The organism is Zhengella sedimenti (genome assembly GCF_046506625.1).
GTDB classification, from domain to species: Bacteria; Pseudomonadota; Alphaproteobacteria; order Rhizobiales; family Rhizobiaceae; genus Zhengella; species Zhengella sedimenti.
In genome coordinates, this window is sequence record NZ_JBKFFP010000001.1 from 211,456 (window position 1) to 237,658 (window position 26,203).

Sequence of the window (26,203 nt, forward strand, 5' to 3'; positions counted from 1 at the left end):
CCATAGGTTCATGAAATCGCGGACCCCTTATCGTCAAGTGGCCATCCTGTCAAAAGCTATTTCGGCCTGGCGGCGCAGACGGCAAGGGATGACCCCGAGGCATCGAAGTGCTAGACAGCCGGCGTCCGGCCGGCCAATCACGGTCCGGCGCCCCGCCATGCTTATCCAGATGGACAGAACCATGTCGCATTCCGGCGCTCCCCGCCCCGCCCTCGCCCGCAAGAGCAACGCGCTTTCCGGCACCGCGCGCGTGCCCGGGGACAAGTCGATTTCCCACCGCTCCTTCATGTTCGGCGGCCTGGCCTCCGGTGAAACACGGATCACAGGCCTGCTGGAAGGCGAGGACGTGCTGGCCACCGGCCGCGCCATGGGCGCCATGGGCGCGCAGATCGCCAAGGTCGGCGATACATGGATCATCCAGGGCGCCGGCAACGGCGCGCTGCTGGAACCGGAGGGTCCGCTTGATTTCGGCAATGCGGGCACGGGCTGCCGTCTGACCATGGGCCTGGCGGGTGTCTACGACATGCAGACCGTCTTCACCGGGGATGCCTCCCTGTCGCGCCGCCCCATGGGCCGCGTGCTCGACCCCCTGCGGCTGATGGGCGTGCAGGTGCAGGCGCAGGACGGCGACCGGCTGCCCGTGACGCTGCACGGGCCCAAGACGCCGTCGCCGATCACCTACCGCGTGCCGATGGCCTCGGCGCAGGTGAAATCCGCCGTGCTGCTGGCCGGGCTCAACACGCCGGGCGTGACCACGGTCATCGAACCGGTGATGACACGCGACCATACCGAAAAGATGCTGGCCGGGTTCGGCGCTCAGCTCGAGGTGGAGGAAGACGCCGACGGCGTGCGCACCATCCGCCTGCAGGGCCGGCCGAAGCTGACGGGCCGGGTGATCGACGTGCCGGGCGATCCGTCCTCGGCGGCCTTCCCGCTTGTCGCCGCGCTCATCGTGCCGGGCTCCGACATCACCATCGAGAACGTGCTGATGAACCCGACGCGCAACGGCATCGTCACCACGCTGCAGGAAATGGGCGGGCAGATCGACATCATCAACTGGCGCGATGCGGGCGGCGAGGACGTGGCGGACCTGCGCGTGCGCGCCTCCGACCTGAAGGGCGTGACCGTTCCTGCCGAGCGCGCGCCGTCGATGATCGACGAATATCCGGCGCTGGCCATGGCCGCCGCGCTGGCCGAGGGCGAAACTGTGATGGAAGGCCTGGAGGAGCTGCGCGTGAAGGAAAGCGACCGCCTTTCCGCCGTCGCGGAAGGGCTGAAGGCCAATGGCGTGGATTGCACGGAAGGCGAGACGACGCTCTCCGTGCGCGGACGGCCGGACGGCAAGGGGCTGGGCGGCGGCACGGTCGAAACCCACCTCGACCATCGCATCGCCATGAGCTTCCTCATTCTGGGCCTTGCCACGGAAAAGCCGGTCACCGTGGACGACGCCACCATGATCGCCACATCCTTCCCGGAATTCTTCACGCTGATGGGCGGTCTGGGCGCTGAACTGGAGGAGACGAAGCATGACTGACAGCAAGGTGGCCCTGATCGTCGGCGGCGGTTCGGGCATGGGCGCGGCGGCGGCGCGCAAGCTGGCCGAAAACGGTTACGCCGTCGCGGTGATGTCGTCTTCCGGCAAGGGCGAGGCGCTCGGCCGCGAACTGGGCGGGCTGGGTTTCACCGGGTCCAACCTCGAACCCGGCGACCTGAAGCGGTTCGTGGACCTCGCCATGGAGCGGTTCGGGCGGATCGACGCCGTGGTCAATTCCACCGGCCATGGTCCGAAGGGACCGGTTCTGGAGATCTCCGACGAGGACTGGATGAAGGGCATGGAGTATTACTTGCTCAACGTCATCCGCATGACGCGGCTCGTCACACCCTTGATGCAGGCCCGGAAATCGGGCTCCATCGTCAACATTTCCACCTATGCGGTGTTCGAGCCCGAAGAGATGTTCCCGACATCGGGCGTGTTCCGGGCCGGGCTTGCCGCCTTCACCAAGCTCTTCTGCGACAAGTATGCCGGCGACAACCTGCGCATGAACAACGTCATGCCGGGGTTCATCGACTCGCTGCCGGAAAAGGAAGAGCGGCGCGCGCGGATACCGATGGGCCGTTACGGCTCGGCGGATGAAGTGGCCGAACTGATCGCTTTCCTTGCATCGGACAAGTCGGCCTATGTCACGGGGCAGAACATCCGCATCGACGGCGGGATCACGCGCAGTGTCTGAGGACGGGACGGACATGCCGCTTGCCATCGCCATCGACGGGCCGGCGGCATCCGGCAAGGGCACGCTGGCGCGCATGCTGGCGGCGCACTACGGGTTGCGCCATCTCGACACCGGGCTGACCTACCGGGCGGTGGCCAAGGCGCTGATGGATGCCGGTGCGCCGCTGGACGACGAGGACAAGGCCGAGGCGGCTGCGCGGGCGCTCGACCTGGCTGCCATGGACCGGGCGGTGCTGTCCGACCACGCCGTGGGCGAGGCCGCCTCGAAGGTCGCCGTCATGCCGGCGGTGCGCCGCGCGCTGGTGGACAAGCAGCGGGCCTTCGCCGCCGAGCCGCCCGGCGCCATTCTCGATGGCCGCGACATCGGCACGGTCGTCTGCCCCGACGCGCCGGTGAAGCTCTATGTCACGGCCTCGGCGCCGGTCAGGGCGAGGCGGCGCTATCACGAGATCCTGTCGAAGGGCGGAGAGGCGGACGAGGCGCGGATCCTGGCCGACATCGAACGGCGCGACGCGCGTGACATGGGGCGCGCGGACTCGCCGCTGAAGCCGGCGGACGACGCCTACTTGCTAGATACGTCCAACATGGATATAGAGACCGCGTTCGCGCGCGCCCGGATCCTCATCGACGAGGCAAGGGCCAAGGCGCGGACATAACCCGCCTGCCGGCATTCTCCGACGCGCCGGTCCGGCATTTCGCGTTTTGAAGACGCGCGGTGCCATGAGGGTTCGCCAGAGGCGGCCCGGGATGCTCGATGCAGGCAAACGCAACGCAACCCCCCGGCGCATGCAGCCCGCTTTCCGAAAAACTTTTGTCTTGCGGGCTCCCAGGAGAAAACATGTCAGATATGAATCCGTCGCGCGACGATTTCGCGGCATTGCTCGATGAATCCCTGCACGACAGCCCGCTCGCGGAAGGCTCCGTCGTCAAGGGCAAGATCACGGCCATCGAAAAGGACATGGCCATCATCGACGTCGGCCTGAAGGTCGAAGGCCGCGTGGCGCTCAAGGAATTCGGCGCCAAGGCCAAGGACGGCGCGCTCAAGGTGGGCGACGAGGTCGAGGTCTATGTCGAGCGCGTGGAAAACGCGCTGGGCGAAGCCATGCTCAGCCGCGAAAAGGCCCGCCGCGAAGAGGCGTGGGTCAAGCTGGAAGAGAAGTTCAACAATGGCGAGAAGGTCGAAGGCGTGATCTTCAACCAGGTCAAGGGCGGCTTCACGGTCGACCTCGACGGCGCCGTGGCCTTCCTGCCGCGCAGCCAGGTGGACATCCGCCCGATCCGCGACGTCACGCCGCTGATGCACAACCCGCAGCCGTTCGAAATCCTCAAGATGGACAAGCGCCGCGGCAACATCGTCGTCTCGCGCCGCACCGTGCTTGAAGAGAGCCGCGCCGAGCAGCGCTCCGAGATCGTCCAGAACCTCGAAGAGGGCCAGGTGGTCGAGGGCGTGGTCAAGAACATCACCGATTACGGTGCGTTCGTCGACCTCGGCGGCATCGACGGCCTGCTGCACGTCACCGACATGGCATGGCGCCGCGTCAACCATCCGACCGAGATCCTCAACATCGGCCAGACGGTCAAGGTGCAGATCATCCGCATCAACCAGGAAACCCACCGCATCTCGCTGGGCATGAAGCAGCTCGAAGCCGATCCGTGGGACGGCATCGGCGGCCGCTATCCGCTTGGCAAGAAGGTCACCGGCACGGTCACCAACATCACCGACTACGGCGCCTTCGTGGAGCTGGAGCCGGGCATCGAGGGCCTGATCCACGTGTCGGAAATGTCCTGGACGAAGAAGAACGTCCATCCGGGCAAGATCCTCTCGACCACGCAGGAAGTCGACGTCGTCATCCTGGAAGTCGATCCGGTCAAGCGCCGCATTTCGCTCGGCCTCAAGCAGACGCTGGAAAATCCGTGGGAAGCCTTTGCCCGCAACCATCCGGTCGGCTCCATGGTCGAGGGCGAGGTGAAGAACAAGACCGAGTTCGGCCTGTTCATCGGCCTCGACGGCGATGTGGACGGCATGGTCCACCTGTCGGACCTCGACTGGAACCGTCCGGGCGAGCAGGTCATCGAGGAATTCGAAAAGGGCATGGTCGTCCAGGCCCAGGTCCTCGACGTGGACATCGAGAAGGAGCGCATCTCGCTCGGCATCAAGCAGCTTTCGCGTGACGCTATCGGCGAGGCTGCGGCTTCGGGCGAACTGCGCAAGAACGCGATCGTCACCTGCGAAGTGACCGACGTGAAGGACGGCGGCATCGAGGTTCGCCTCGTCGACCACGACATCGACGCCTTCATCCGCCGCTCCGACCTGTCGCGCGACCGCGACGAGCAGCGCCCCGAGCGCTTCCAGGCCGGCCAGAAGGTGGACGCACGCGTCACCCAGTTCGACAAGAAGACGCGCCGCATCCAGGTCTCCATCAAGGCGCTGGAAATCGCCGAGGAGAAGGAAGCCGTGGCGCAGTACGGTTCGTCGGACTCCGGCGCTTCGCTGGGCGACATCCTGGGCGCCGCGCTGAAGAAGCAGGGCGAATAAGCCGCATCGCCTTCACGGCGGCACGACATGAAAAGGCCCGGCGGAGACGATCCGCCGGGCCTTTTTTTCGTCCATGGGAAGGGCTGTCAGAGCCTGATGCGGAAACGCGCGAAGCCGTTTTCGCCGTCGCCGGCCTCCTCGATGGCCACGCCCTTCACGTCACCGGCATACTGGCGGCCCTTCGGTCCGGTATCGAAGATCACGGTGGCGCCCTCCACTGGCGCGAAGGTCCAGTTGGCATCGGCGGACGGGTTGATGGTTCCCTGGTCGACGATGTAGCGCACGATCACGTCGCGGTTGGTGTCAGGTGCGACGAGGATCACGACATCCTCGTTGACACCGGGGAAATTGCCGCCGCCACCGGCGCGGTAATTGTTGGTCGCGACAACGAATTTGGCCGCCGGGTCGACCGGCTTGCCCTCGAACATCAGGTCTGTGATGCGGCTGGCGCCCGGATTGGCGACCTCGCCCTTGGACGTGTACTTCGCCGGCTGGGTCAGGTCGATGCGATAGGTGACGCCGTCGATCACGTCGAAATTGTAGGACGGGAAATCCGGGTTGATCAGCGGCTGGTCGGCCTTGCCCGGCTCGACCCGGTTGAAGATGCCGGCCGACATTTCCAGCCATTCCTTCACCGTCGCGCCATCGACGAGCACGGCGCGCACCGTGTTGGGATAGAGGTAGAGATCGGCGACGTTCCTGATGGCAATGGCACCGGCCGGCACGTCCGTGTAATAATCCGGGCCGCCGCGCCCGCCCGCCTTGAAGGGTGCTGCGGCCGAGAGGACCGGCAGGTCCTTGTGTTCGCCATCCTTGAGCAGGTCCTTCACATACCAGGTCTGGGCACGGGAGACGATCTGCACCGAGGGATCATCGGCCACGAGCGCGAAATAGGAATAGAGCGGCGCGGAGGTCTCGCCGACCGGTGTGCGCACATAGGCAAGGGTCGCCTCGTGCTCGGCCTTCACCGAGGCCTCGACCTCGGCGCTGCTTTCGACGAGCGGATTGACCTTGCGCTCCACGCGCTCATAGATCGGGCGCGTCTCGACCATGGAGTCCACCACCTTCCAGGTGTTGCCGTCACGCTCGACAAGGAGGTCGATCAGGCCCATGTGCGAGCCCCAGAAACCGGCCTGTACCGCCGGCTTGCCGAACAGGCGTCCCCTGGCGGCGTCCACGCCCTCCAGGCCCTCGAACGCCTTGCCCGGGAAGACCAGATGCTGGTGACCGGTGAAAATGGCATCGATGCCTTCCACCTCCCCCAGGAAGAGCGAGGCGTTTTCCATGCCGTCCACCCGTTTCGCGTCGATGCCGGAATGGGAAAGGGCGACGACGATATCCGCGCCCTCCTCCTTCATCTGCGGAACCCAGGCGGCGGCGGCCTCGACAATATCGCGGGTCATCACGTTGCCGCTGAGATGGCGGGAATCCCAGACCATGATCTGCGGCGGGACAAAGCCGATGAAGCCGACGCGGATGGCGTGCTCCTGGCCCGCGCCGTCGACGACCGTCCTGTCCAGGATCACGTAGGGCGACATGTAGAGATCGTCATCGCGCGGATTGGCCGCCAGCGTGGTGCCGCGCACGAGATTGGCGCAGACCAGCGGGTAACCGGCACCGGCATTGACCTTGTCCATGAAGGACAGGCCATAGTTGAATTCGTGGTTGCCAAGCGTTCCGCAGTCATATCCCAGCACGTTCATCGCCTGGATCACGGGGTGCATGTCGCCTTCCTTCATGCCCCGTTCATAGGCGATCCAGTCGCCCATCGGGTTGCCCTGAAGGTAGTCGCCATTGTCGACGAGAAGGGAATTGCCGGCCTCCTTGCGGAAGTCACCGATGACTCGCGCGGTACGGGCCAGGCCCATCGTGTCATTGGGTTTGTCGGCGTAGTAGTCATAGGGCATGACCGCCACGTGGATGTCGGTCGTCTCCATGATACGCAGATGCGCCTGGCCGGCCGATGCGCGCGCGGCGAAGGGATGCAGTGCGATGAGCGCCGAGGACGCCGCGGCGCCGGCCATGAACGAACGTCTTGTCAATCTGTGTGCTGATCCGAGCATGCGAGGAACTCCCAGGTTTGCAACGTCTTCCGGCCAGACGCCCCACCCTCTTTCGCCGGCGCAGAAGTGTGCGGTTGAATCGGCGCGAAGTCCAGCAGGGCGTTGCGACAGGGCGATGACGGGGGAGCAAATGCCTGCGCCGGCATCAGGCTCGACGGCGGACACGGAAAAGGCCGGGATTTCCCGGCCTTTTCGAGGGTGGGGTCTGCACGACCCGGTTACCTGTTGATATCGCGTTCCTCGATGGCGGGACCGTAATCGAGGTTCGGCTCCTCGCCCGCTTCTCCGGCCATCGTGGAATTGTCCGGGATCGAAGCTGTCGGCATGGTGTCGAGCAGCATCGGATCGGCATATCCACCGCGGTAGACATTCCTTTCGGCGGGACCCTTGTTGTATTCGTCCTGCACGGCGGCCGAGTAGTTACCATAAAGCTGCGGCGGCTCCTCGGCGAAGGCGGCGGTGGAAAGCGCGGCGCTAGCGGCGAAAGCTGCCAGAATCATCCGTTTCATGTCTGTACTCCCTTGTTGACATTGATCGAATTCGTTGCCGGCTTCTCTGCGCCGGTCGTGTTGGAAACGGGCGCAACCGGCGTGTTGTTTCGTGAATGCGGGTAAACAGTCGGTCACGAATTGTTTGACGTCCGGATGTGAACCAGGCACGGAAAATCACGTAAACGCGGCCCTTGCCGGGGATTGCTACTTGCCAGCAGGATGCGTTCGTGATTATATTTCGATAATTCTGGAAATTTGGAATCAATGGACAAGACGGCTGCCCTTTCCGCGCTTTCGGCCCTGTCGCAGGACATGCGCCTCGATGTGTTCCGCCTGCTGGTCCAGGCCGGCGGGACCGGCGTGGCGGCCGGCGACATCGCGCGGCGTCTCGACGCGCTGCCCAACACGCTGTCGGCGAACCTGAAGATCCTGGCGCAGGCCGGGCTCGTGCGGGCCGAGCGGCACGGGCGGACGATCCTCTACCATGCCGACTTCACCGGCATGCGCGACCTTCTCGCCTTCCTGATGGAAGATTGCTGCAACGGGGCGCCGGAACTTTGCGCGCCCGTCATCGACGCCGTGACCTGCGGCTGTCCGGAGTGACCCCCCTTGAAATCCAGGCCGATCAACATCCTCATCCTGTGCACCGCAAATTCCGCGCGCTCGATCCTTGGCGAAGCGCTGATCCAGCGGCTCGGACAGGGCCGCTTCCGGGCCTTCTCGGCCGGATCGCAGCCACGCGGCATCCCCAACCCGACGGGCCTGAAACTGCTGGAAAGCCTCGGCCACGACATTTCCGGCTTCCGCTCCAAAAGCTGGGACGAATTCGCCGGAGCCGACGCGCCGCAAATGGACATCGTGATTACCGTCTGCGATTCGGCAGCCGGCGAATCCTGCCCCTTGTGGCCCGGCGCGCCGGTCAAGGCGCATTGGGGCATTCCCGATCCGGCCGGCAAGGGCGAGACGGAGGAAGCGCGACTGGCCGCGTTCCGCCAGGCCTACGACCTGCTGGAAGCCCGCGTGGCCGCTCTCGCCGCCCTGCCGGTGGAAGAGATGAGCGCAGACGCCCTTTCAGCCGCCCTGGCAAGGATCGGCGCCATGGACGGCGCGACCGCCATGGCGCAGGCGCAGGACGCGGAGGGCTGATCGCGTGACATTCGACCTGAAACGACGCCTCGTGGCCGAGGCACTCGGTACCGGACTGCTGGTCGCCACCGTGGTCGGTTCGGGCATCATGGCGGACCGGCTGTCGGACGATGTCGCGGTTTCGCTGCTCGGCAACACGATCCCGACCGGGGCGATCCTGTTCGTTCTCATAACCACGCTGGGCCCGGTCTCCGGCGCCCATTTCAACCCCGCCGTCAGCGTGGCCTTCGCGATCCGGCGCAGCCTGCCTTTCGGCGAACTGGCACCCTATGTGCTGGCGCAGATCGCCGGGGGCATTGCAGGATCGCTTCTCGCCCATGCCATGTTCGAACTCGACATCGTGCAGTTCTCGCAAACGGCGCGCACCGGCGGCGGCCAGTGGATCGCCGAAATCGTTGCCACCTTCGGCCTCGTCTTCACGATCTTCGCGGGCATACGATTCAGGCCGGAGGCGGTGCCGGCCCTTGTCGGCCTCTACATCACCGCGGCCTACTGGTTCACTGCATCAACGTCCTTTGCCAACCCCGCCGTGGCGGTTGCGCGTGCCTTTTCCGACACGTTCGCAGGCATCAGGCCCGCCGACATGCCCATGTTCATCCTCATGGAAATCGCCGGCGCCCTGGCAGCCGCCGCGTTTTCCGGCTGGCTGTTCGCAGGCGGGCGGAACCGGGAACCGGTGCGGCCTGCCTGACCTGCCGCATTGCAGCAAGTTGGCCGAATTGCGGCTTTGCGTGCCGGTCAAAAAGGGCTAAACAGCGGTCAATGGACGTGGCCGGCCCGGCCGCGCCCGCCCGCGTTTCGAGCCAGACGGACAGGTCATGACCCAGATCACTTCCACACCGAAACTCGTTACCATCTTCGGCGGCTCCGGCTTTGTCGGCCGTCACACGGTGCGCGCGCTGGCCAAGCGCGGCTACCGCATCCGCGTGGCCTGCCGCCGGCCCAATCTCGCCGGCCACCTGCAGCCGCTGGGCAATGTCGGACAGATCCAGGCCGTTCAGGCCAACCTGCGCAACCGCGCCTCCATCGACCGGGTCATCCAAGGTTCCGACCACGTCATCAACCTGGTCGGCATCCTCCACGAGGGCGGCAAGCAGACCTTCCAGTCGGTCCAGGCCTTCGGCGCCCGCGCCGTGGCCGAGGCCGCGCGTGCCATCGGCGCCAGCCTGACGCATGTCTCGGCCATCGGCGCGGACGGGAATTCGCCCGCCGACTATGCGCGCACCAAGGCTGCCGGCGAAAAGGCCGTGTTCGAGACGCTGCCCGATGCAATCGTCATCCGGCCCTCCATCGTGTTCGGACCCGAGGACGACTTCTTCAACCGTTTCGCGGAAATGGCGCGGTTCTCGCCGGTCCTGCCGCTCATCGGCGGCGGCACGACGAAGTTCCAGCCGGTCTTCGTCGGCGACCTCGCTGAAGTCATCGCGCAGACCGTGGAAGGCAAGGCCGCGGGCGGACGGATCTACGAGATCGGCGGACCGGAAGTGATGACGTTCCGCGAGTGCCTCGAGGAGATGCTGTCGGCCATCGATCGCAAGCGTGCCCTTGTCTCCGTTCCCTGGGCCGTCGCGCGCCTTCAGGGCAAGATCCTGGGCATGCTGCCTAACCCGATGCTGACGGCTGACCAGGTGGAAATGCTGAAAACCGACAATGTCGTCTCTGAGGCGGCGAAGGCGGAAGGGCGCACCATCGCGGCCTTCGGCATCACGCCGCGTTCCGCCGAGGCGATTCTTCCGGGCTACCTGTGGCGCTACCGGCCGGCCGGCCAGTTCACCCGCAAGGGCGCGGCATAACGGTTGGACGCGTTCGCCGCCTTCCTGCCCGACACGCTTTCCGGCGGCGCGGCGCTCCTGCTTGTCGCCGCCAGCTTCTTCACCTCGGCGCTGACGGCCGCCTTCGGCGTCGGCGGCGGGTTGTTCATGCTGGCGCTGATGGGCGTGATGATCCCGGTCGCAGCCCTCATCCCGGTGCATGGCGCGGTGCAACTCGGCTCCAACACGGGCCGGGCATGGCGGCAGCGGGCGCATGTCAACACCGCCATCCTGCTCCCCTTCCTGGCCGGCGCGATCGCCGGTTCGCTGGCCGGCGGCTATTTCGTGACGGAAATTCCCGACGCGGCGATGAAGCTGATGCTGGGGCTTTTCATCATCGTGGTGACCTGGGCGAAGATCCCGGGCTTCGACCGGCTTTCAGCCGCGGGTCTGGCGGCCGGCGGCGGCGTGCTGGGCTTCGTCACCATGCTTGTCGGTGCCACGGGGCCGATGATGGCCGCGTTCCTGTCGAAAATCCTTCCCTCCGACCGCAAGGCGCTGGTGGCCACCCATGCCCTGCTGATGAGCGTGCTGCATGCACTCAAGATCGCGGTGTTCGGCGCGCTCGGTTTCGCCTTCGCGCAATGGGTGCCGCTCGTCGCGGCCATGATCGCCACCGGCTATGCCGGGACGCTGTGGGGAACCGCGCTGCTCGACAGGATGCCGGAAGACGCCTTCCGCAAGGGCTTCCGCATCCTGCTCACCCTGCTTGCCATCGACATGATCCGGCGCGGCGCGATGGCCTGGGCGGGCTGAACCTCAGCCCCAGATCATGAGCGCAGCCATGCCGATGCCGCCGACGATCAGGCGCCACCAGCCGAACAGCGCGTATCCATGCTTCGAGACATAGTCGAGCAGGTAGCGCACGACGATGACGGCAACGAAGAAGGCGGAGACGAAGCCGACCGTGATGATGGGCAGGTCGGCGGCGGTCAGGATGTCACGGTTCTTGTAGAGATCGTAGGCGAAGGCGCCGACCATGGTCGGCATGGCCAGGAAGAAGGAAAACTCCGCCGCGGAGCGCTTGTCCGTGCCGAGCAGCAGCGCGCCGACGATGGTGGAGCCGGACCGCGACGTGCCGGGAATCATGGCCAGGCACTGGAACAGGCCGATGCCGAGATAGACATGCATGGGATAGTCCATGATGTCGCGATACTTCGGCGTGAGCGCCCAGCGGTCGACCCACAGCAGGATGACCCCGCCGATGATCAGCGTCGTGCAGATCAGCATTGGCGATTCGAACAGCACGGTCTTGATGAAGTCATGTGCAAGCGCGCCGATCACGGCGGCCGGCAGGAAGGCGACAAGGATGCCGGCGACGAAGCGCTGCGTGGTGCGGTCACGCGGCAGGTCAACGAGGATGCGCCAGAGGCGGGTGAAGTAGACCGTGAGGATGGCCAGGATCGCACCAAGCTGGATGAGCACCTCGAAGGCCTTGCCGGTGGATTCGAAGCCTAGGAAATGGCCGGCCAGCAGGATATGGCCGGTCGAGGAGACCGGAATGAACTCGGTCAACCCCTCCAGCAGGCCGAGTGCGAGGGCATCGGCGATGGACTGTTCGGCCATGGTGGCGGTCTCCGTACGGTCAGGTCGGCGCAAGGCGGGTTCGCTTGTCAGCCGCCCATGCAGCCCCTATACCCGGAAACGGTTCACAGATCGTATCGCGAATCGACGGGCGCAGGGAGGTTTAGCGCTTCACGGATCGCAAGACCAGAACCGACCGGAGCCCCCATGCTGACCCTGTTTCACCACACGATGATTGCCGGTTGCCGCCATGTGCGCCTGATCCTGGGCGAGTATGGCGAGGAGATTTCGCTGATCGAGGAAAAACCCTGGGTCCGGCGCAAGGAATTCCTGCAGATCAACCCGGCCGGCACGCTGCCCTTGCTGCTCGCCGAGCATGACGCGCCCATCCCCGGCGCCATGGTGATCGCCGAATATCTCGACGAGACGCGCGGCGCGCTGATGCGCGGCAAGCGGCTTTTCGCCGACGACCCGTTCGAGCGTGCCGAGATCCGGCGCCTGTGCGAATGGTACCTCGTCAAATGCGAGACCGAAGTGACGCGCCACATGGTGCGCGAACGAGTGTTCAAGCCGATGATGCCGGCCTCCATGGGTGGCGGTTCCCCGGAAGCGGCGGCGCTGCGCGCGGCGCGCGCCAATGTGCGCCAGCACATGAAATACACCAACTGGCTGGCCGCCAACCGCAACTGGCTGGCGGGGCCTTCCATCACCTATGCCGACATGGCCGCCGGCGCGGCCATTTCCATTCTCGACTATCTCGGCGAGATCGAATGGAACGACTATCCGGCGGCCCGCGACTGGTACGCGCGGCTGAAGTCGCGTCCCGCCTTCCGGCCGCTGCTGACCGAGCGCGTGCAGGGCCTGCCGCCGGTCTCGCATTACCCGGATCCGGATTTCTGATGCCGCATGCCCCGCGTGACGCCGCTGCCCGGCTGACCGCCTTCCTGCGCCGCGAGGCGGTTGCCGCCGGGTTCGACGCGGTCGCGGTGACATCGCCGGACAGCATTCCGCAGGCCGCCGGGCGCCTGGCGGAATTCCTGGCGGCAGGACGCCACGGCTCGATGGCATGGATGGCAGAAACGGCTGAACGGCGCGGCGCGCCCGGCGCCCTGTGGCCGGAGGTGCGCTCCGTCGTCATGCTGGCGATGAATTACGGCCCGGCGCACGATCCGATGGCCGTGCTATCGCAAGGCGATCGCGCCGCGATCTCCGTTTATGCCCAGAACCGGGATTACCACGACATCATCAAGGGGCGGCTGAAGACCATTGCCGGCAAGCTGGCGGCGCGCGCCGGATCGGACGTCAAGGTGTTCGTCGACACCGCGCCGGTGATGGAAAAGCCGCTGGCCGAGGCCGCCGGGCTCGGCTGGCAGGGGAAACACACCAATCTGGTCAGCCGCGCCTTTGGCTCCTGGCTCTTCCTCGGCTCCATCTTCACGACCGCCGAACTGGAGCATGACGCGCCGGAGCGCGACCATTGCGGCTCCTGCCGCGCCTGCCTCGACATCTGCCCGACGGACGCCTTTCCCGCACCCTACCAGCTCGACGCGCGGCGCTGCATTTCCTATCTCACGATCGAGCACAAGGGGACCATCCCGCATGCGTTGCGCCCGGCCATGGGCAACCGCATCTATGGCTGCGACGACTGCCTGGCAGTGTGCCCGTGGAACAAGTTCGCGCAGTCCGCCCGCGAGGCAAAGCTGAAGGCACGCGACGACCTGACCGCGCCGCGCCTTGCGGACCTCCTTGCGCTTGACGATAGCGCCTTCCGGGCCATGTTCTCCGGATCGCCGGTCAAGCGGATCGGACGCGACCGGTTCCTGCGCAATGTCCTGATCGCAGCCGGAAACAGCGGCGAGCCGGCGCTGGTCGGGGCGGTGGTTCCGCTGCTTTACGACGCGGCGCCGCAGGTGCGGGCCATGGCTGTCTGGGCCTTGGCGCGGCTTGGCAGCCGGGAGCGGCTTCGCGCAACGGCGGGAAGGCTTGCCGGGGACATGGATGAAGACGTGCGGGCGGAATGGGCGCTCGCCATGGAGGGTGAAGACTGATGCGGCTTTTCCTGTTTGGCGCCGGCTATTCCGGCAAGGCGATTGCCCGTGCCTTTGCCGACGGCGCCCGCTGGATCGTCGGCACCACACGCTCGGAAGACAATTTCTCCGATCTCGAAGCCGCGCATATCGAGCCCTATGTCTTCACCGGCGCGGCCGACGTGGCCATGCTGCCGCTGGAATACATGACGCACATGGCCGTCACGATCCCGCCAGACCGGGACGGCTGCCCGGCGCTCGCCGCTGCCGGCAAACTCTTCGAAGAGCACATGCCGGCCCTTTCATGGGTCGGCTACCTGTCCACGGTCGGCGTCTACGGCGATCACGGCGGCGCCTGGATCGACGAGACGGCGAAGTGCCGGCCGGCAGCGGACCGGTCCGTCAGGCGGCTGAAGGCGGAGGAGCAATGGCTGGCCTTCGGCGAGCGGACCGGCATCCCCGTCTCGATCATGCGCCTGCCGGGGATCTACGGGCCGGGACGGAACGCGCTTGTCACGGTTGCCGAAGGCAAGGCGCGCCGCCTGATCAAGCCCGGACAGGTGTTCAACCGCGTGCATGTGGACGATATCGGGCGGGCTGCGCTTTTCCTGGCCCGCAACAGGGCCGGCGGCATCTTCAACGTGACCGACAACGAACCGGCGCCGCCGCAGGACGTGATCACTCATGCCTGCGCGCTGATGGGCGTGGAACCGCCGCCGGAACAGGATTTCGAGACGGCGGACCTGTCTCCCATGGCGCGGTCCTTCTATGGCGAGAACAAGCGGGTTTCCAACGGAAAGCTCACGGCGATGGGTTTCGAGCCTGCCTATCCCGATTACCGCGCCGCGCTGGATGCGATGTGGGCGGACGGAAGCTGGCGCGGATAACGTGCCTTGCCGCCGGCCTTCGGCAGGCAGGCAAATCATGATACCGTCGCGATCACATTCGCGCGCGCGTCAAGGAAGCGTTAACCAACGCCGTCCGAGGCTGGCGTGGATGCCGCACCGGCACAGGATACCGAGCCATGATCAGGACGCTTTGCACTCTTGCCGCCAGCCTTGCCCTGGCCGCCATGCTTGCCGCGCCGGCCGGCGCCGAGCCGCTGGCGAAAAACCTTTTCGGCAACAAGGCGCTTCCGGCCGCGACGGCGCCCGCCGCCCATGGCTTCTATTCCAAGGGCTGCTTCTCGGGCGGTGTCGCGATTGCCGCCGACGGCCCCCACTGGCAGGCGATGCGCCTGTCGCGCAACCGGCGCTGGGGCCATCCGGACATGATCGCGCTCTTGGAAAAGCTGTCGCGCGAGGGCCACGCGGACGGCTGGAACGGCCTGATGGTCGGCGACATTTCGCAGCCGCGCGGCGGGCCCATGCTGTCCGGCCATGCCTCGCACCAGATCGGGCTCGACGCGGACATCTGGTTCACGCCCATGCCCGACCGGCGCCTGTCGAAACAGGAGCGCGAGACCATCAGCGCGGTTTCCATGCTCAAGGGCGATTCGCTCCTTGTCGACGACAGGAAGTGGACACGTGCGCATGAGGCCATCCTGCGGCGTGCCGCCAGCTATCCGGAAGTCGAGCGCATACTCGTCCATCCCGGCATCAAGAAGAAGCTGTGCGACACGGTGACCGGCAACCGCGCATGGCTGTCCAAGGTCCGGCCCTTCTGGGGACACCATTACCACTTCCACATCCGCATCGGCTGCCCGGCCGGATCGCCGGGTTGCAAGGGACAGGCCGCGCCGCCCCGTTCGGAGGGATGCGACAAGTCCCTGGCATGGTGGTTCACCGACGAACCGTGGCGGCCGGCCAAGCCCGGCGCGAAGCAGAAGCCCAAGGCGCGCGACGTCATGACCATGGCGAGCCTGCCGGCGGCCTGCCGCGCGGTGCTGAACGCACCCTCGCCGGTGTCGGAGGCCGCCGTCACGGTGACCGGGACGGGCAGCGTGGCCATGGCCGGCGCCAGCAGCGGCCTGCCGCCCCTTGCCCGGTCCTTCGCGCCGCTTCCCGCCGGGCCCGCCATCCCGGTGCCCTCGCCCCGCCCGGGACGCTGAGCGGGACTGGTCTTGGCGGCCGCTTGCGGCTATGAAGGCGCGCCGGCGCAAGGCCGGCAGCTTGAAGGGGTCGCACGGCAGGCATGGCAACAAGGGATACACCGCACAAGCGGCTGAACGCCGATGACGTCGTCGCGGTCATCCGCCGGGTGCTGGGCGAGAACGGCCGCGCCTATCTGGGATCCTATGTGACGGCCATCATCTGCCTCGTCATGGTGGCGGGTGCCACGGCCTACCTTGCCTGGATCATCCGCGACGTGGTGGACAAGATCTTCTACCAGGACCGCAAGGACCTGATCCTGCTTCTTTCCGCCTCGATCTTCACCGCCTTCCTGATCCGCGGCCTTGCCTCCTATGCCGCCGCGGTGCTGCTGGCGCGGGTGGGCAACAACATCATCGCGCGCTACCAGGACCGCATCTTCGACAAGCTGATGTCGCTTGGCATGGGGTTCTTCTCCAGCCAGCGGTCCGGCCAGCTTGTCGCCCAGATCAACCAGAACACGACCGGCGTGCGCGATCTCATGACGATCACGCTGACATCGCTGGCCCGCGACGCGATGACGCTCGTCGGCCTCGTCGCCGTCATGTTCTACCAGGATCCGGTGCTATCCTTGGCCATCTTCGTGATCGGCCCGCCGCTGGGACTCGGCGTCAACTACCTGATGAAGAAGCTGCGCCGCGTGACGCGGCAATCGGTGGAGATCAATTCGCGGCTTCTGGGCGCCATGCAGGAGGCCGTGCAGGGCATTTCCATCGTCAAGGCATTCACGATGGAAGAGCAGTTGCGCGCCAAGCTGTCGGAACTCATCCGCCAGTCGGAACACCGCTCCAACCGCATTGCCGAGGTTTCCGAGCGCGTCTCGCCGGTGGCCGAGGTGCTGGCCGGCATCCTGGTATCGCTGGCCATTGCCTATACCGGTTTCCGGACGCTTGAGACCGGCGAGCTTCCCGGCTCGATGGTGGCCTTCGTGACGGCCATGATGCTGGCCTACGATCCGGCGCGCCGCCTGGCGCGGGTGCAGGTGGGGCTGGAGCGCGCGCTGGTCAATGCGCGCATGATCTACGAGATCATCGACCTGGAACCGCACCAGCCGGACCGCCCGGACGCGGTGCCGCTTTCTGTCGGCAAGGGCGAGATCCGCTTCGAGAACGTGACCTTCGGCTATGGGCCGGACATTCCGGTGATCCGCGGCGTCAGCCTTGTCGCGGAAGCCGGCCGCACGACGGCCATCGTCGGCAGTTCCGGCGCTGGCAAGACGACGCTCATCGCGCTGGTGCAACGGTTCTGGGATCCCGAGGAAGGCCGGGTGACCATCGACGGCCAGGACATTGCCGGCGTCACCAAGGCCTCGCTGCGCCGGGCGGTCGCCTATGTCTCGCAGCAGCCCTACCTGTTCGAGGGCTCCATCCGCGACAATATCCGCTACGGGCGGGCCGACGCCACGGACGGCGAGATCGAGGCGGCAGCCCGCGCGGCCCATGCGGAGGATTTCATCCTCGCCCAGCCGCAGGGCTATGACACGCCGGTCGGGGAAAGCGGCTCGACGCTTTCGGGCGGGCAGCGCCAGCGGCTCTCCATCGCGCGGGCCATCGTGCGCGACGCGCCGATCCTGCTGCTTGACGAAGCGACCTCGGCGCTCGACAACGAATCGGAAAAGAAGGTGCAAATGGCGCTGGAGGAGGTGATGAAGGGGCGCACCACCATCGTCATCGCGCACCGGCTCTCCACCGTGGTCAATGCCGACCGGATCGTGGTCATGGACCAGGGCCGGGTCGTCGAGGAAGGAAGGCACGAGGAACTGGTCCAGCTGGCCGACGGGCTGTACAAGCGGTTCCACGACGCACAGATGGCAAAGCCGGTGGATCTCGATTTTTCCGGCGAACAACCGGACCGGACCGGGGGAGACAAGCGATGAAGGACATGAAACTGGTTGTCGCGGGCGCCGGCGGGCGCATGGGGCAGGCGCTGATCCGCGCCATCGCGGACACGCCAGGCGCCGTTCTCCATGCCGCCATCGAACGCGCCGATTCACCACACTCCGGCAAGGATGCGGGCGAACTGGCCGGCACCGGCCATGCCGGCGTTTCCATCACAACCGATCCGCTGGCCGCCATGGCGCAGGCCGACGGCGTGCTGGACTTCACCGCACCGGCGGTGTCGGCGGAGCTTGCCGGCTATGCGGCGCAGGCCCGCATCGCGCACGTCATCGGCACGACCGGCTGCGGGCCCGATGAGGAAGCGAAAATCGCCGCGGCGGCGCGCCACGCCACCATCGTCAAGTCCGGCAACATGAGCCTCGGCGTCAACCTGCTCGCCGTGCTGGTGCGTCAGGCGGCACAAGCGCTGGAGGCCGCCGACTTCGACATCGAGGTGCTGGAAATGCATCACCGCCACAAGGTCGACGCGCCATCGGGCACAGCCCTGCTGCTGGGGCAGGCGGCGGCGGAAGGCCGCGCCATCGCCCTGGCGGACCATTCGGTGCGCGTGCGCGACGGCCACACCGGCCCGCGCGAGGCGGGCACGATCGGCTTTGCGACGCTGCGCGGCGGCTCGGTCGTCGGCGACCATTCGGTGATCCTCGCCGGACCCGGCGAGCGGATCACGCTTTCGCACCACGCAGAGGACCGCTCGATCTTCGCGCGCGGCGCGGTGAAGGCCGCGCTGTGGGCGCATGGGCGCAAGCCGGGCCTCTATTCCATGCTTGACGTGCTCGGCCTTTCGGAAGGCTGAGCGGAGAAACACCACACAGGAGACCTGAAGACATGGCTGGCACGCTGGTTCTCGTCCGTCACGGGCAGAGCGAATGGAACCTGAAGAACCTCTTCACCGGGTGGAAGGATCCGGGCCTGACCGAAAAGGGCATCGAGGAAGCCAAGGCGGCGGGCAAGGCGCTGAAGGCGCGCGGCCTGACATTCGACATCGCGTTCACGTCCGAACTCAGCCGGGCGCAGAAGACGCTGGACCTGATGCTGGCCGAACTGGGCCAGGAAGGGCTGGAGACGAAGCGCGACCTGGCGCTCAACGAGCGTGACTATGGCGACCTGTCGGGCCTCAACAAGGACGACGCGCGCGCCAAGTGGGGCGAGGAACAGGTTCACATCTGGCGCCGCTCCTACGACGTGCCGCCGCCTGGCGGGGAAAGCCTGAAGGACACGCTGGCGCGCACCCTGCCCTATTTCGTCACCGACATCCTGCCCGCCGTGATGCAGGGAAAGACGGTGCTGGTGGCCGCGCACGGCAATTCGCTGCGCTCCATCTGCATGGTCCTGGAACGCCTCGGCAAGGACGAAATCGTGGGCTTCGAAATCGCCACCGGCGAGCCGATGATCTACGAACTGGGACCGGACACGCTGGTCACCGAAAAAACCGTGCTGGCGAAATAAATTCCTCGCAAACCGCGTTGACACAGGCGGGCAATCCGCCTACATCGGCGCGGCACCTGCCCAGGTGGCGGAATTGGTAGACGCGCACGGTTCAGGTCCGTGTGCCGCGAGGCGTGGAGGTTCGAGTCCTCTCCTGGGCACCAGATTCCCGGCCTGTCCGGACAAAAGAGCCCGCGCAAGCGGGCTTTTTTGTTGTCCTGCAACGGGCTGACGCTGGACCCGAAAACCCGCAATGCCCTTGTGCATGAGGCAAGGCTTGCGCATTGCGCCCGGCCGGAATAGCCATGGTCCGCTGAAAATCGCGTGAGGAGCATGGAATGCAGCGGCTTGCCGATCTGGATCTGGAAACAGTCACGGTCGATGTGGACGGCGACGGGATCGCCACGGTGCGGCTCAACAGGCCGGACAAGCGCAATGCGCTGGACCTCTCCACCATCGAGCAGTTCGTCTCCATCTTCAACGCCCTGCCGCGCGAAGGCGTGCGCGCGGTGGTGCTGTGCGCGGCGGGCGACCACTTTTCCGCCGGGCTCGACCTGGTCGAGCATCACCGGCAGGACCGCACGGCGGCGGACTTCATGCATGTCTGCCTGCGCTGGCACGAGGCCTTCAACAAGATCGAGTATTCCGGCATTCCGGTGATCGCGGCGCTGAAGGGCGCGGTGGTCGGCGGCGGGCTGGAACTGGCCTCGTCGGTGCATGTGCGCGTGGCGGACCGCACCACCTATTTCGCCCTGCCGGAAGGCCAGCGCGGCCTGTTCACCGGCGGCGGCGCGACGATCCGGGTCGCGGGGCTCGTCGGCAAGGCGCGGATGATCGACATGATGCTGACCGGACGCATCTACAAGGACCAGGAAGCCATCGACGTCGGCCTGGCACAGTATCTCGTCGACGACAGCGAGGCGCGCGCCTTCGAGATCGCGCGGCGGACGGCGGAAAATCCGCCGCTGTCGAATTTCGCCATCTGCTCGGCCATCTCGCACATGCAGAACATGTCGCCGCTCGACGCCTCCTATGCCGAATCGGTGGTGGCCGGCATCGTCAACACGCAGCCGGCATCGAAGGAGCGCCTCGAAGCCTTCGCCAACAAGACCGGCCCGCGCGTGAAACCGCAATAGACGATATGGCGCGCCCGCTCCCCCTCTCCACCGGCACGCAGGCATCCATCACGAAGGCAGCGCTGTGGATGGCCGGCTGGCTGGCCCTGATGCTGACAATGGCGGTGGCGGGCCGCGAGACCGCCAGCCGGCTGGATGTCTTCCAGGTGATGGAGTTGCGCGCCTTCATCGGCTTCGCGCTGCTGCAGCCGCTGGTGATGAAGGCGGGGGGCTGGCGCGCGATGCGGTCTGCCAAGCCGCTGCGCCACCTGTCGCGCAACGTGGTGCATTATGCCGCGCAATATGCCTGGCTGCTGGCGGTCACGCTGATCCCGCTGGCTCAGGTCATCTCCATCGAGTTCACCATGCCGATCTGGACCGCGGTTCTGGCCTATTTCTTCCTCGGCGAAAGCATGAACCGGTTCAAGGCCGCCGCCATCGCGCTGGGGCTTGTCGGCGTGGTGATGATCGTGCGTCCCGTGACCGGCGAGGTCAGCCTGGGCCAGCTTGTCTCGCTTTCCGCAGCGGTCGGCTTCGCCATCTCCGTGGTGCTGGTCAAGTCGCTGACGCGCACCGACAGCCCCGTCGCGATCATCTTCTGGATGCTCATCATCCAGGCGGCCATCGGCCTTGTGCCCTCCATCATGGTCTGGCAGCCGGTTCCGGCCGATCTCTGGCCGTGGATCGTGCTGGTCGCGTTCTGCGGCACGTTCTCGCATTTCTGCATGGCCAAGGCGATGACACATGCCGATGCCACCGTGGTGGTGCCGATGGACTTCCTGCGGGTGCCGCTGACCGCGCTGGCCGGCTGGCTCATCTATGCCGAACTGATCGACATCTGGACCGTGGCCGGGGCCGCACTCATCCTCGCCGGGAACCTGCTGAACCTGAAAAAGCCTGCATCCCGGCGATGAAAAGGCCGGATTTGCCGGCACCGCGCGGTTGCATCACATGCCTCATCATGCAAGATTCGACAGGACACCTTGCGCCAAGGCGGCGTTGAAAAAAACCGCGCGCATTGCTGACTGGTCGTTCCTTCGCGTTCTGGCTTGCAGTTTTGCCAGATCATGAAGGAGACCACTGCGTGAGCACCGCGAAGAACGGCGATAACGTCAAGATCCACTACACCGGAACGCTGGCCGACGGCACGAAATTCGACAGTTCGGAGGGCCGCGACCCGCTGGCCTTCCAGCTTGGCGCGGGACAGATCATCCCCGGCCTTGAAAAGGAAATCGCCGGCATGGCGGTCGGCGACCAGAAGACGGTGACGATCGCAGCCGACGAGGCTTATGGAGAGCGCGACCCGCGCCAGGTGCAGCAGGTGCCCCGCAACGCGCTGCCGCCGGATCTGGAACCGCAGGTCGGCATGCAATTGCAGGCCCAGACGCCGAACGGCGTACCGGTCCAGCTCATCGTCATCGAGGTGGCCGAGGACACCATCACCGTGGACGCCAACCATCCGCTGGCCGGCCATGACCTGACCTTCGCCGTCGAGATGGTGGAGATCGGCTGAGCGAATTGGCAAGCGTTCCGGCCGCTCAGGCCGGAACGCGCCGCCAGGAATAACGTCCCGCCGGCCGCGCGGCATTCGCAGCCGGCTGGTAGTGGGCGGCATAGGCATCCACCTTGCCCGATTCGAGACGGGCAATCGCGACCGGGTGCGACACTTCCAGTTCATCGAAACCCGTGCGCAGCAGGTGGGCCAGCTGGTCCGGCAGGATGTCGCCTGACGCCCGGAGCGGGCCGGCATAGCCATGGCGGGTGCGCAAAAGCGCCGCCTTGGAATAGGACCGCCCGTCATTGAAAGCAGGGAAGGCCAGCACGATCAGCGGCAGGCCGGCGAGAAACGGCAGCAGCGCTTCGATGCCCTGGCCGGGCTGCACCTCGACGGCGAGGCAACCGGCGCGGCGTGCCCGCTCCCCTGCATCGAGGGCCAGGAAGGCATCGAGCGGCAGGATCAGGCGCGCGTCCGGGGCATGACCGTCCACGCCATCGGCTCGAATCCAGCCATCAGCGGCAAAGCCGGCTTTCCGGGTCCACAGGCGGGGGGCGGTGTTGTCATTCGTTTCAGGCATGGTCGCGCTCACAGTTCGGACGAGGACAGGGACTGTTCCAGCCCGTCGAGGTGGATGCCGCATTCGGTCCTGGACTGGCCAGCCCAGCGCCCGGACCGGGCATCGTCGCCCGGACGGACCGGCTGGGTACACGGAAAGCAGCCGATCGACAGGTAACCGAAGGCGACAAGCGGATTTTCGCGCAACCCGTGGCGTTCCGCATAGGCGCGAACGGCGTCGGGCTCCATGTGGGCCAGGGGATTGACGCGAATGCGATGGCCGACCGGCTCGAAGACGGGAAGGGCGGCGCGGGTTGCCGCCTGGAAGCGCTTGCGTCCGGTGAACCATGCCTCGCAGGGCTCCACCGCGCGCGCCATCGGCTCCACCTTCCGGATGGCGCAGCAGGTGTCGGTGTCGCGCCCGTGCAGGTCATTGGCCGGGTCGCGCAAGGCAAGCTGGCTGGCATTGGGATGAAAGACCTGGAGATTGGTCAGTCCCAGATCGGCAAGGAGGGCATCGCGGTAGGCGATCGTCTCCCCGAAGTGATGGCCGGTATCGAGGAAGGCGACGGGAAGGTCCGGCGCGACTTTCGCGATCATGTGCAGCAGCACGGCCGAATCCGCCCCGAAGGAGGATACGGCGGTCACCGTGCCGGGAAAAAGGGTCCGTGCGGCGATCTCGACGATCAGCGCGGGTGGCAGGTCGGCGTAGCGCGCCTCGAAATCCGCAGCCCGGGCGGCGGCATGCGTTGCCGGATCAGGCTGCCTTTGCTTCGTCAGCATAGAGCGCCTCCTTGAAGGGTGCCGGTCCGAGGCGCCGGTAGGCGGCGAGGAAGGTCTCCTCCTTGCCGGAACGCAGGGACAGGTAGGTGTCGATGATGGTCTCGATGGCGCCGGCGATCCTGTCGGGCTCGAAACCGCGGCCGATGATCTCGCCGATGGACGCGTCCTCCGCGCCGGAGCCGCCGAGCGTGACCTGGTAGAGTTCCGCCCCCTTCTTCTCCACGCCGAGAATGCCGATATGGCCGACATGGTGATGGCCGCAGGCATTGATGCAGCCGGAAATCTTGATCTTCAGGTCGCCGATCTCCTCCTGGCGGCTTTCCAGCCGGGTGGAGATTTCCTGGGCCACGGGAATGGAGCGGGCATTTGCGAGCGCGCAGTAGTCGAGGCCGGGGCAGGCGATGATGTCGGTGACAAGCCCGGCATTCGCCGTGGCCAGTTCCGCTGCCACCAGCCTGTCGTAGACCGCCTTGAGGTCGGCGCGCGCCACATGGGGCAGGACGAGGTTCTGCTCGTGACTGACACGAATTTCGTCATAGGCCAGATCTTCCGCCAGATCCGCCACCGCGTCCATCTGCGAGGCGGATGCGTCGCCCGGCACCTCGCCGATGCCCTTGAGCGAAATCGTCACGACCGCATAGTCGGGATGGCGGTGCGGCGTGACGTTGCGGCGCAGCCAGGCGGAAAAGCCGGGATCGGCCTGCCTGGCGGCGATCTCGGCGACCACGCCTTCGGCACGCTCCACCAGCGGGGGCGGCGCGAAATAAGCGGCGATGGCGTCGATATCGGCCTGCGGCAGCGTCAGTTCGCCGTCCTTCAACGCGGCCCATTCGGCCTCCACCTGCCGGGTGAACTCCTCCGTTCCGGTCTCGTGGACGAGGATCTTGATGCGCGCCTTGTACTTGTTGTCCCGGCGGCCATGAAGGTTGTAGACCCGCAGGATCGCGGTCACATAGGACAGGAGATGGGCCTCGGGCAGGAAGTCCCTGATCTTTTTGGCCAGAATCGGCGTGCGGCCCTGGCCGCCACCCACCCAGACGGCAAAGCCGAGCTTCCCGCCAGAGTCCCGCTTCAGGTGCAGGCCGATGTCGTGGGTCTGGATCGCCGCGCGGTCGGCCTCGGCGCCGGTCACCGCGATCTTGAACTTGCGCGGAAGGTAGGAAAATTCCGGATGGACCGTGGACCATTGCCGCAGGATCTCGGCATAGGGACGCGGGTCGGCCACCTCGTCGGCGGCGGCACCGGCGAAGTGATCGGCAGTCACATTGCGGATGCAATTACCGGACGTCTGGATGGCGTACATCCCGACCGCGGCCAGTTCCTCCAGGATCTTCGGCGTATCGGCGAGCGCCGGCCAGTTGAACTGGATGTTCTGGCGGGTGGTGAAATGGCCGTAGCCGCGGTCATGGGTGCGGGCAATATGGGCCAGCTTGCGCATCTGCCGCGAGGACAGCGTGCCATAGGGAATGGCGACCCGCAGCATGTAGGCGTGGAGTTGCAGATAGACGCCGTTCATCAGCCGGAGCGGCTTGAACTGGTCCTCGGTGATCTCGCCGTCGAGCCGGCGGCGCACCTGATCGGAGAATTCGGCAACGCGCGCCTTCACGAAGGCGTGGTCGAACTCGTCATAGCGGTACATGGCTTCAAATCCCGTTGGTGGTTGTCCGCATGCCCTGCCTGCGTGGGATCAGGCGGCGCGGCGGGCCGGCGAATGCGGCGTGTCGGCCTTCGCGGCAATGGTGGGGCCTGCGGCGCGTATGCGTTCGCGGAGGCGGCGCGGCACGATTTCCCCCTCTACGAGATCGACATCGACGAGATTCACGTCCACGACCTCGTTCTTCAGAAAGGCGGCATGGCCGGCGCGCGTGAGCTTTTCCTCGCAGGCGGCGTCGCGCGCCAGCTCTGCCTCGGCAATGTCGGGTGCCCAGGAATGATCGGCACGAAGCCATACGGCAATTCCGTCGGACAGGCGGTTGGCGGTCAGGATCTTCATGCGGACACATCCTCTGTGACAGGCGTTTCGTGGAGTGCGGAACGGGCGAGCGGGTTCGAACGCGAGAAATCGGCTCCCGCCACCGCCTCGCCGATGATGGTCATGACGGGGCCGGTCATGTCCGCGCGGCCTTCCAGCGCCGGCAGGTCCGCCAAAGTGCCATGGAGCAGGCGCGCGCCCGCGTAGCTGGCATTCTCGACGACGGCGACCGGCGTCTCGGCCGGCAGGCCGGCCTGCATGAGTCTTGCAGCCACGCTGGCTGCGATCGAGCGGCCCATGTAGACGGCAACCGTGGAACCCGCCACGGCAAGACGCGCCCAGTCCGGCAGGGCCTTGCCCTTCAGGTCGTGGCCGGTGGTGAAGACCATGGAGGAGGCAACGCCGCGCAGTGTCAGCGGCAGCGCGAAATCAGCAGCCGCGGCAAAGGCGGCGGTGACGCCCGGCACGACCTCATGGGCAACGCCCGCCTCGCGCAGCGCGGCCAGTTCCTCGCCTGCCCGGCCGAAGATCAGCGGATCGCCGCATTTGAGGCGCACGATGCGCTTGCCCGCACGGGCAAGGCTGACGAGAAGCATGTTGATCTCGTCCTGCGACTTGGAATGGCAGCCCTTGCGCTTGCCTGCGGCAATGCGGGCGATGCCGCGCGGCACGAGGTCCAGCACCTCGCCGGGCACGAGGGCATCGTGGACCACCACGTCGGCGCAAGCGATCAGGCGCATGGCGCGCAGTGTCAGCAGGTCGGCGGCACCCGGTCCGGCGCCGACAAGCGCGACATGGCCGGCATCGGGAACCCGCGGCGGTGCGATTGTGTTGGCAGTCATGGAGACGATCCTTCTCATTGCCCGGAATTGTCGTGGAAAGGACCGTGCAGATGAAGGAACAGCGCCGTCGTGGCGGGACGGCCGTGCAAATCGCTTTTGCGTCAGGGTGAGGTGCGACAGAAAATCATTCCGGCGCCGCTGGCGGAACATCGTTTCCCATGCGAAATTCCGCATATTCGAAGTTTTTCAAGAGTTGA

At 66.2% G+C, this 26,203-nt stretch carries 26 protein-coding genes, 1 tRNA gene and 1 pseudogene; 20 read left to right on the forward strand and 8 right to left on the reverse strand.

Features of this window, described 5'->3' with window-relative positions; translation table 11 throughout:
- Positions 1–181: 181 nt before the first annotated feature.
- The 4 genes from aroA (at position 182) to rpsA (ending at position 4,766) form a co-directional block, all read left to right on the forward strand.
- Positions 182–1,534 (forward strand): 3-phosphoshikimate 1-carboxyvinyltransferase, encoded by a 1,353-nt coding sequence (aroA, locus tag ACLB6G_RS01085; protein ID WP_410354257.1) that lies wholly within the window; start codon positions 182–184, stop codon positions 1,532–1,534.
- Positions 1,527–2,231 carry an SDR family oxidoreductase gene (locus ACLB6G_RS01090; RefSeq protein ID WP_410354258.1) on the forward strand — a complete coding sequence of 235 codons (705 nt, stop codon included), beginning with the start codon at positions 1,527–1,529 and terminating at the stop codon, positions 2,229–2,231. Before aroA ends, ACLB6G_RS01090 begins: the two co-directional genes overlap by 8 nt.
- A 13-nt stretch (positions 2,232–2,244) precedes the next feature.
- Positions 2,245–2,886 (forward strand): (d)CMP kinase, encoded by a 642-nt coding sequence (cmk, locus tag ACLB6G_RS01095; RefSeq protein ID WP_410354259.1) that lies wholly within the window; start codon positions 2,245–2,247, stop codon positions 2,884–2,886.
- Positions 2,887–3,068: 182 nt separating this feature from the next.
- Positions 3,069–4,766 (forward strand): 30S ribosomal protein S1, encoded by a 1,698-nt coding sequence (gene rpsA, locus ACLB6G_RS01100; protein WP_410354260.1) that lies wholly within the window; start codon positions 3,069–3,071, stop codon positions 4,764–4,766.
- Between the two features lie 86 nt (positions 4,767–4,852).
- Here the strand turns inward: rpsA and ACLB6G_RS01105 are convergent, their stop codons facing one another.
- Positions 4,853–6,829, reverse strand: a complete 1,977-nt coding sequence (locus ACLB6G_RS01105; RefSeq protein ID WP_410354261.1) for a bifunctional 2',3'-cyclic-nucleotide 2'-phosphodiesterase/3'-nucleotidase — start codon at positions 6,827–6,829, stop codon at positions 4,853–4,855.
- 218 nt (positions 6,830–7,047) lie between these two features.
- Positions 7,048–7,338, reverse strand: a complete 291-nt coding sequence (locus ACLB6G_RS01110) for a hypothetical protein (RefSeq protein WP_410354262.1) — start codon at positions 7,336–7,338, stop codon at positions 7,048–7,050.
- Positions 7,339–7,584: 246 nt separating this feature from the next.
- Here ACLB6G_RS01110 and ACLB6G_RS01115 point away from each other — a divergent pair, with 246 nt between their 5' ends.
- The 5 genes from ACLB6G_RS01115 (at position 7,585) to ACLB6G_RS01135 (ending at position 11,033) form a co-directional block, all read left to right on the forward strand.
- Complete coding sequence (locus ACLB6G_RS01115; protein WP_410354263.1) at positions 7,585–7,923, forward strand: ArsR/SmtB family transcription factor; 339 nt, start codon at positions 7,585–7,587, stop codon at positions 7,921–7,923.
- A 6-nt stretch (positions 7,924–7,929) separates the two neighbouring features.
- Entirely contained in the window at positions 7,930–8,466 is a 537-nt protein-coding gene (locus ACLB6G_RS01120; protein ID WP_410354264.1) for an arsenate reductase ArsC, read from the forward strand.
- Between the two features lie 4 nt (positions 8,467–8,470).
- A complete protein-coding gene (locus tag ACLB6G_RS01125; RefSeq protein WP_410354265.1) occupies positions 8,471–9,157 on the forward strand; it encodes an aquaporin in 687 nt (228 codons plus the stop codon).
- 127 nt (positions 9,158–9,284) lie between these two features.
- Positions 9,285–10,259, forward strand: coding sequence for a complex I NDUFA9 subunit family protein (locus ACLB6G_RS01130; protein WP_410354266.1), 975 nt, complete (start codon positions 9,285–9,287; stop codon positions 10,257–10,259).
- 3 nt (positions 10,260–10,262) lie between these two features.
- A complete protein-coding gene (locus tag ACLB6G_RS01135; protein WP_410354267.1) occupies positions 10,263–11,033 on the forward strand; it encodes a sulfite exporter TauE/SafE family protein in 771 nt (256 codons plus the stop codon).
- A gap of 3 nt (positions 11,034–11,036) precedes the next feature.
- Here ACLB6G_RS01135 and ACLB6G_RS01140 read toward each other — a convergent pair whose 3' ends face one another.
- A complete protein-coding gene (locus ACLB6G_RS01140) occupies positions 11,037–11,843 on the reverse strand; it encodes an undecaprenyl-diphosphate phosphatase (RefSeq protein ID WP_410354268.1) in 807 nt (268 codons plus the stop codon).
- Positions 11,844–12,008: 165 nt separating this feature from the next.
- On the opposite strand from ACLB6G_RS01140, the gene ACLB6G_RS01145 reads away from it, so the two are divergent.
- The 11 genes from ACLB6G_RS01145 to ACLB6G_RS01195 all read left to right on the forward strand — a co-directional run bounded on the left by ACLB6G_RS01145 (position 12,009) and on the right by ACLB6G_RS01195 (position 21,869).
- A complete protein-coding gene (locus ACLB6G_RS01145; protein ID WP_410354270.1) occupies positions 12,009–12,701 on the forward strand; it encodes a glutathione S-transferase family protein in 693 nt (230 codons plus the stop codon).
- The gene (queG, locus tag ACLB6G_RS01150) at positions 12,701–13,849 is read left to right on the forward strand and encodes a tRNA epoxyqueuosine(34) reductase QueG (RefSeq protein WP_410354271.1); all 1,149 of its coding nucleotides are present in this window, start codon (positions 12,701–12,703) and stop codon (positions 13,847–13,849) included. The genes ACLB6G_RS01145 and queG overlap by 1 nt, the downstream gene beginning before the upstream one ends.
- Entirely contained in the window at positions 13,849–14,715 is an 867-nt protein-coding gene (locus ACLB6G_RS01155; RefSeq protein WP_410354272.1) for an SDR family oxidoreductase, read from the forward strand. The genes queG and ACLB6G_RS01155 overlap by 1 nt, the downstream gene beginning before the upstream one ends.
- A 137-nt stretch (positions 14,716–14,852) precedes the next feature.
- The gene (gene mepA / locus ACLB6G_RS01160) at positions 14,853–15,878 is read left to right on the forward strand and encodes a penicillin-insensitive murein endopeptidase (RefSeq protein ID WP_410354273.1); all 1,026 of its coding nucleotides are present in this window, start codon (positions 14,853–14,855) and stop codon (positions 15,876–15,878) included.
- An 83-nt stretch (positions 15,879–15,961) separates the two neighbouring features.
- A complete protein-coding gene (locus tag ACLB6G_RS01165; RefSeq protein WP_410354274.1) occupies positions 15,962–17,794 on the forward strand; it encodes an ABC transporter ATP-binding protein in 1,833 nt (610 codons plus the stop codon).
- The gene (gene dapB / locus ACLB6G_RS01170; protein ID WP_410354275.1) at positions 17,791–18,609 is read left to right on the forward strand and encodes a 4-hydroxy-tetrahydrodipicolinate reductase; all 819 of its coding nucleotides are present in this window, start codon (positions 17,791–17,793) and stop codon (positions 18,607–18,609) included. Before ACLB6G_RS01165 ends, dapB begins: the two co-directional genes overlap by 4 nt.
- 32 nt (positions 18,610–18,641) lie before the next feature.
- Positions 18,642–19,262 carry a 2,3-bisphosphoglycerate-dependent phosphoglycerate mutase gene (locus tag ACLB6G_RS01175; protein WP_410354276.1) on the forward strand — a complete coding sequence of 207 codons (621 nt, stop codon included), beginning with the start codon at positions 18,642–18,644 and terminating at the stop codon, positions 19,260–19,262.
- A 58-nt stretch (positions 19,263–19,320) separates the two neighbouring features.
- Positions 19,321–19,405, forward strand: a tRNA-Leu gene (locus tag ACLB6G_RS01180).
- 174 nt (positions 19,406–19,579) lie between these two features.
- A complete protein-coding gene (locus ACLB6G_RS01185; protein ID WP_410354277.1) occupies positions 19,580–20,377 on the forward strand; it encodes a crotonase/enoyl-CoA hydratase family protein in 798 nt (265 codons plus the stop codon).
- A 5-nt stretch (positions 20,378–20,382) separates the two neighbouring features.
- On the forward strand, positions 20,383–21,270 hold the full coding sequence (locus ACLB6G_RS01190) for a DMT family transporter (RefSeq protein WP_410354278.1): 888 nt from the start codon (positions 20,383–20,385) through the stop codon (positions 21,268–21,270).
- 170 nt (positions 21,271–21,440) lie between these two features.
- Positions 21,441–21,869 carry an FKBP-type peptidyl-prolyl cis-trans isomerase gene (locus ACLB6G_RS01195; protein WP_410354279.1) on the forward strand — a complete coding sequence of 143 codons (429 nt, stop codon included), beginning with the start codon at positions 21,441–21,443 and terminating at the stop codon, positions 21,867–21,869.
- A gap of 25 nt (positions 21,870–21,894) precedes the next feature.
- Here the strand turns inward: ACLB6G_RS01195 and ACLB6G_RS01200 are convergent, their stop codons facing one another.
- The 5 genes and pseudogenes from ACLB6G_RS01200 to cobA all read right to left on the reverse strand — a co-directional run.
- Positions 21,895–22,431 carry a DUF934 domain-containing protein gene (locus ACLB6G_RS01200; RefSeq protein ID WP_410354280.1) on the reverse strand — a complete coding sequence of 179 codons (537 nt, stop codon included), beginning with the start codon at positions 22,429–22,431 and terminating at the stop codon, positions 21,895–21,897.
- 8 nt (positions 22,432–22,439) lie between these two features.
- Positions 22,440–23,192, reverse strand: a complete 753-nt coding sequence (locus ACLB6G_RS01205; RefSeq protein ID WP_410354281.1) for a phosphoadenylyl-sulfate reductase — start codon at positions 23,190–23,192, stop codon at positions 22,440–22,442.
- Entirely contained in the window at positions 23,167–24,831 is a 1,665-nt protein-coding gene (locus ACLB6G_RS01210; RefSeq protein WP_410354282.1) for a nitrite/sulfite reductase, read from the reverse strand. The genes ACLB6G_RS01205 and ACLB6G_RS01210 overlap by 26 nt, the downstream gene beginning before the upstream one ends.
- Positions 24,832–24,879: 48 nt before the next feature.
- Positions 24,880–25,185: a DUF2849 domain-containing protein gene (locus tag ACLB6G_RS01215; RefSeq protein WP_410354283.1), complete on the reverse strand. Its 306-nt coding sequence runs from the start codon at positions 25,183–25,185 to the stop codon at positions 24,880–24,882.
- Positions 25,182–25,967, reverse strand: a pseudogene (cobA, locus tag ACLB6G_RS01220) (uroporphyrinogen-III C-methyltransferase); the annotation flags it as partial. The gene ACLB6G_RS01215 and the pseudogene cobA, both read right to left, overlap by 4 nt.
- Positions 25,968–26,203: the final 236 nt, after the last annotated feature.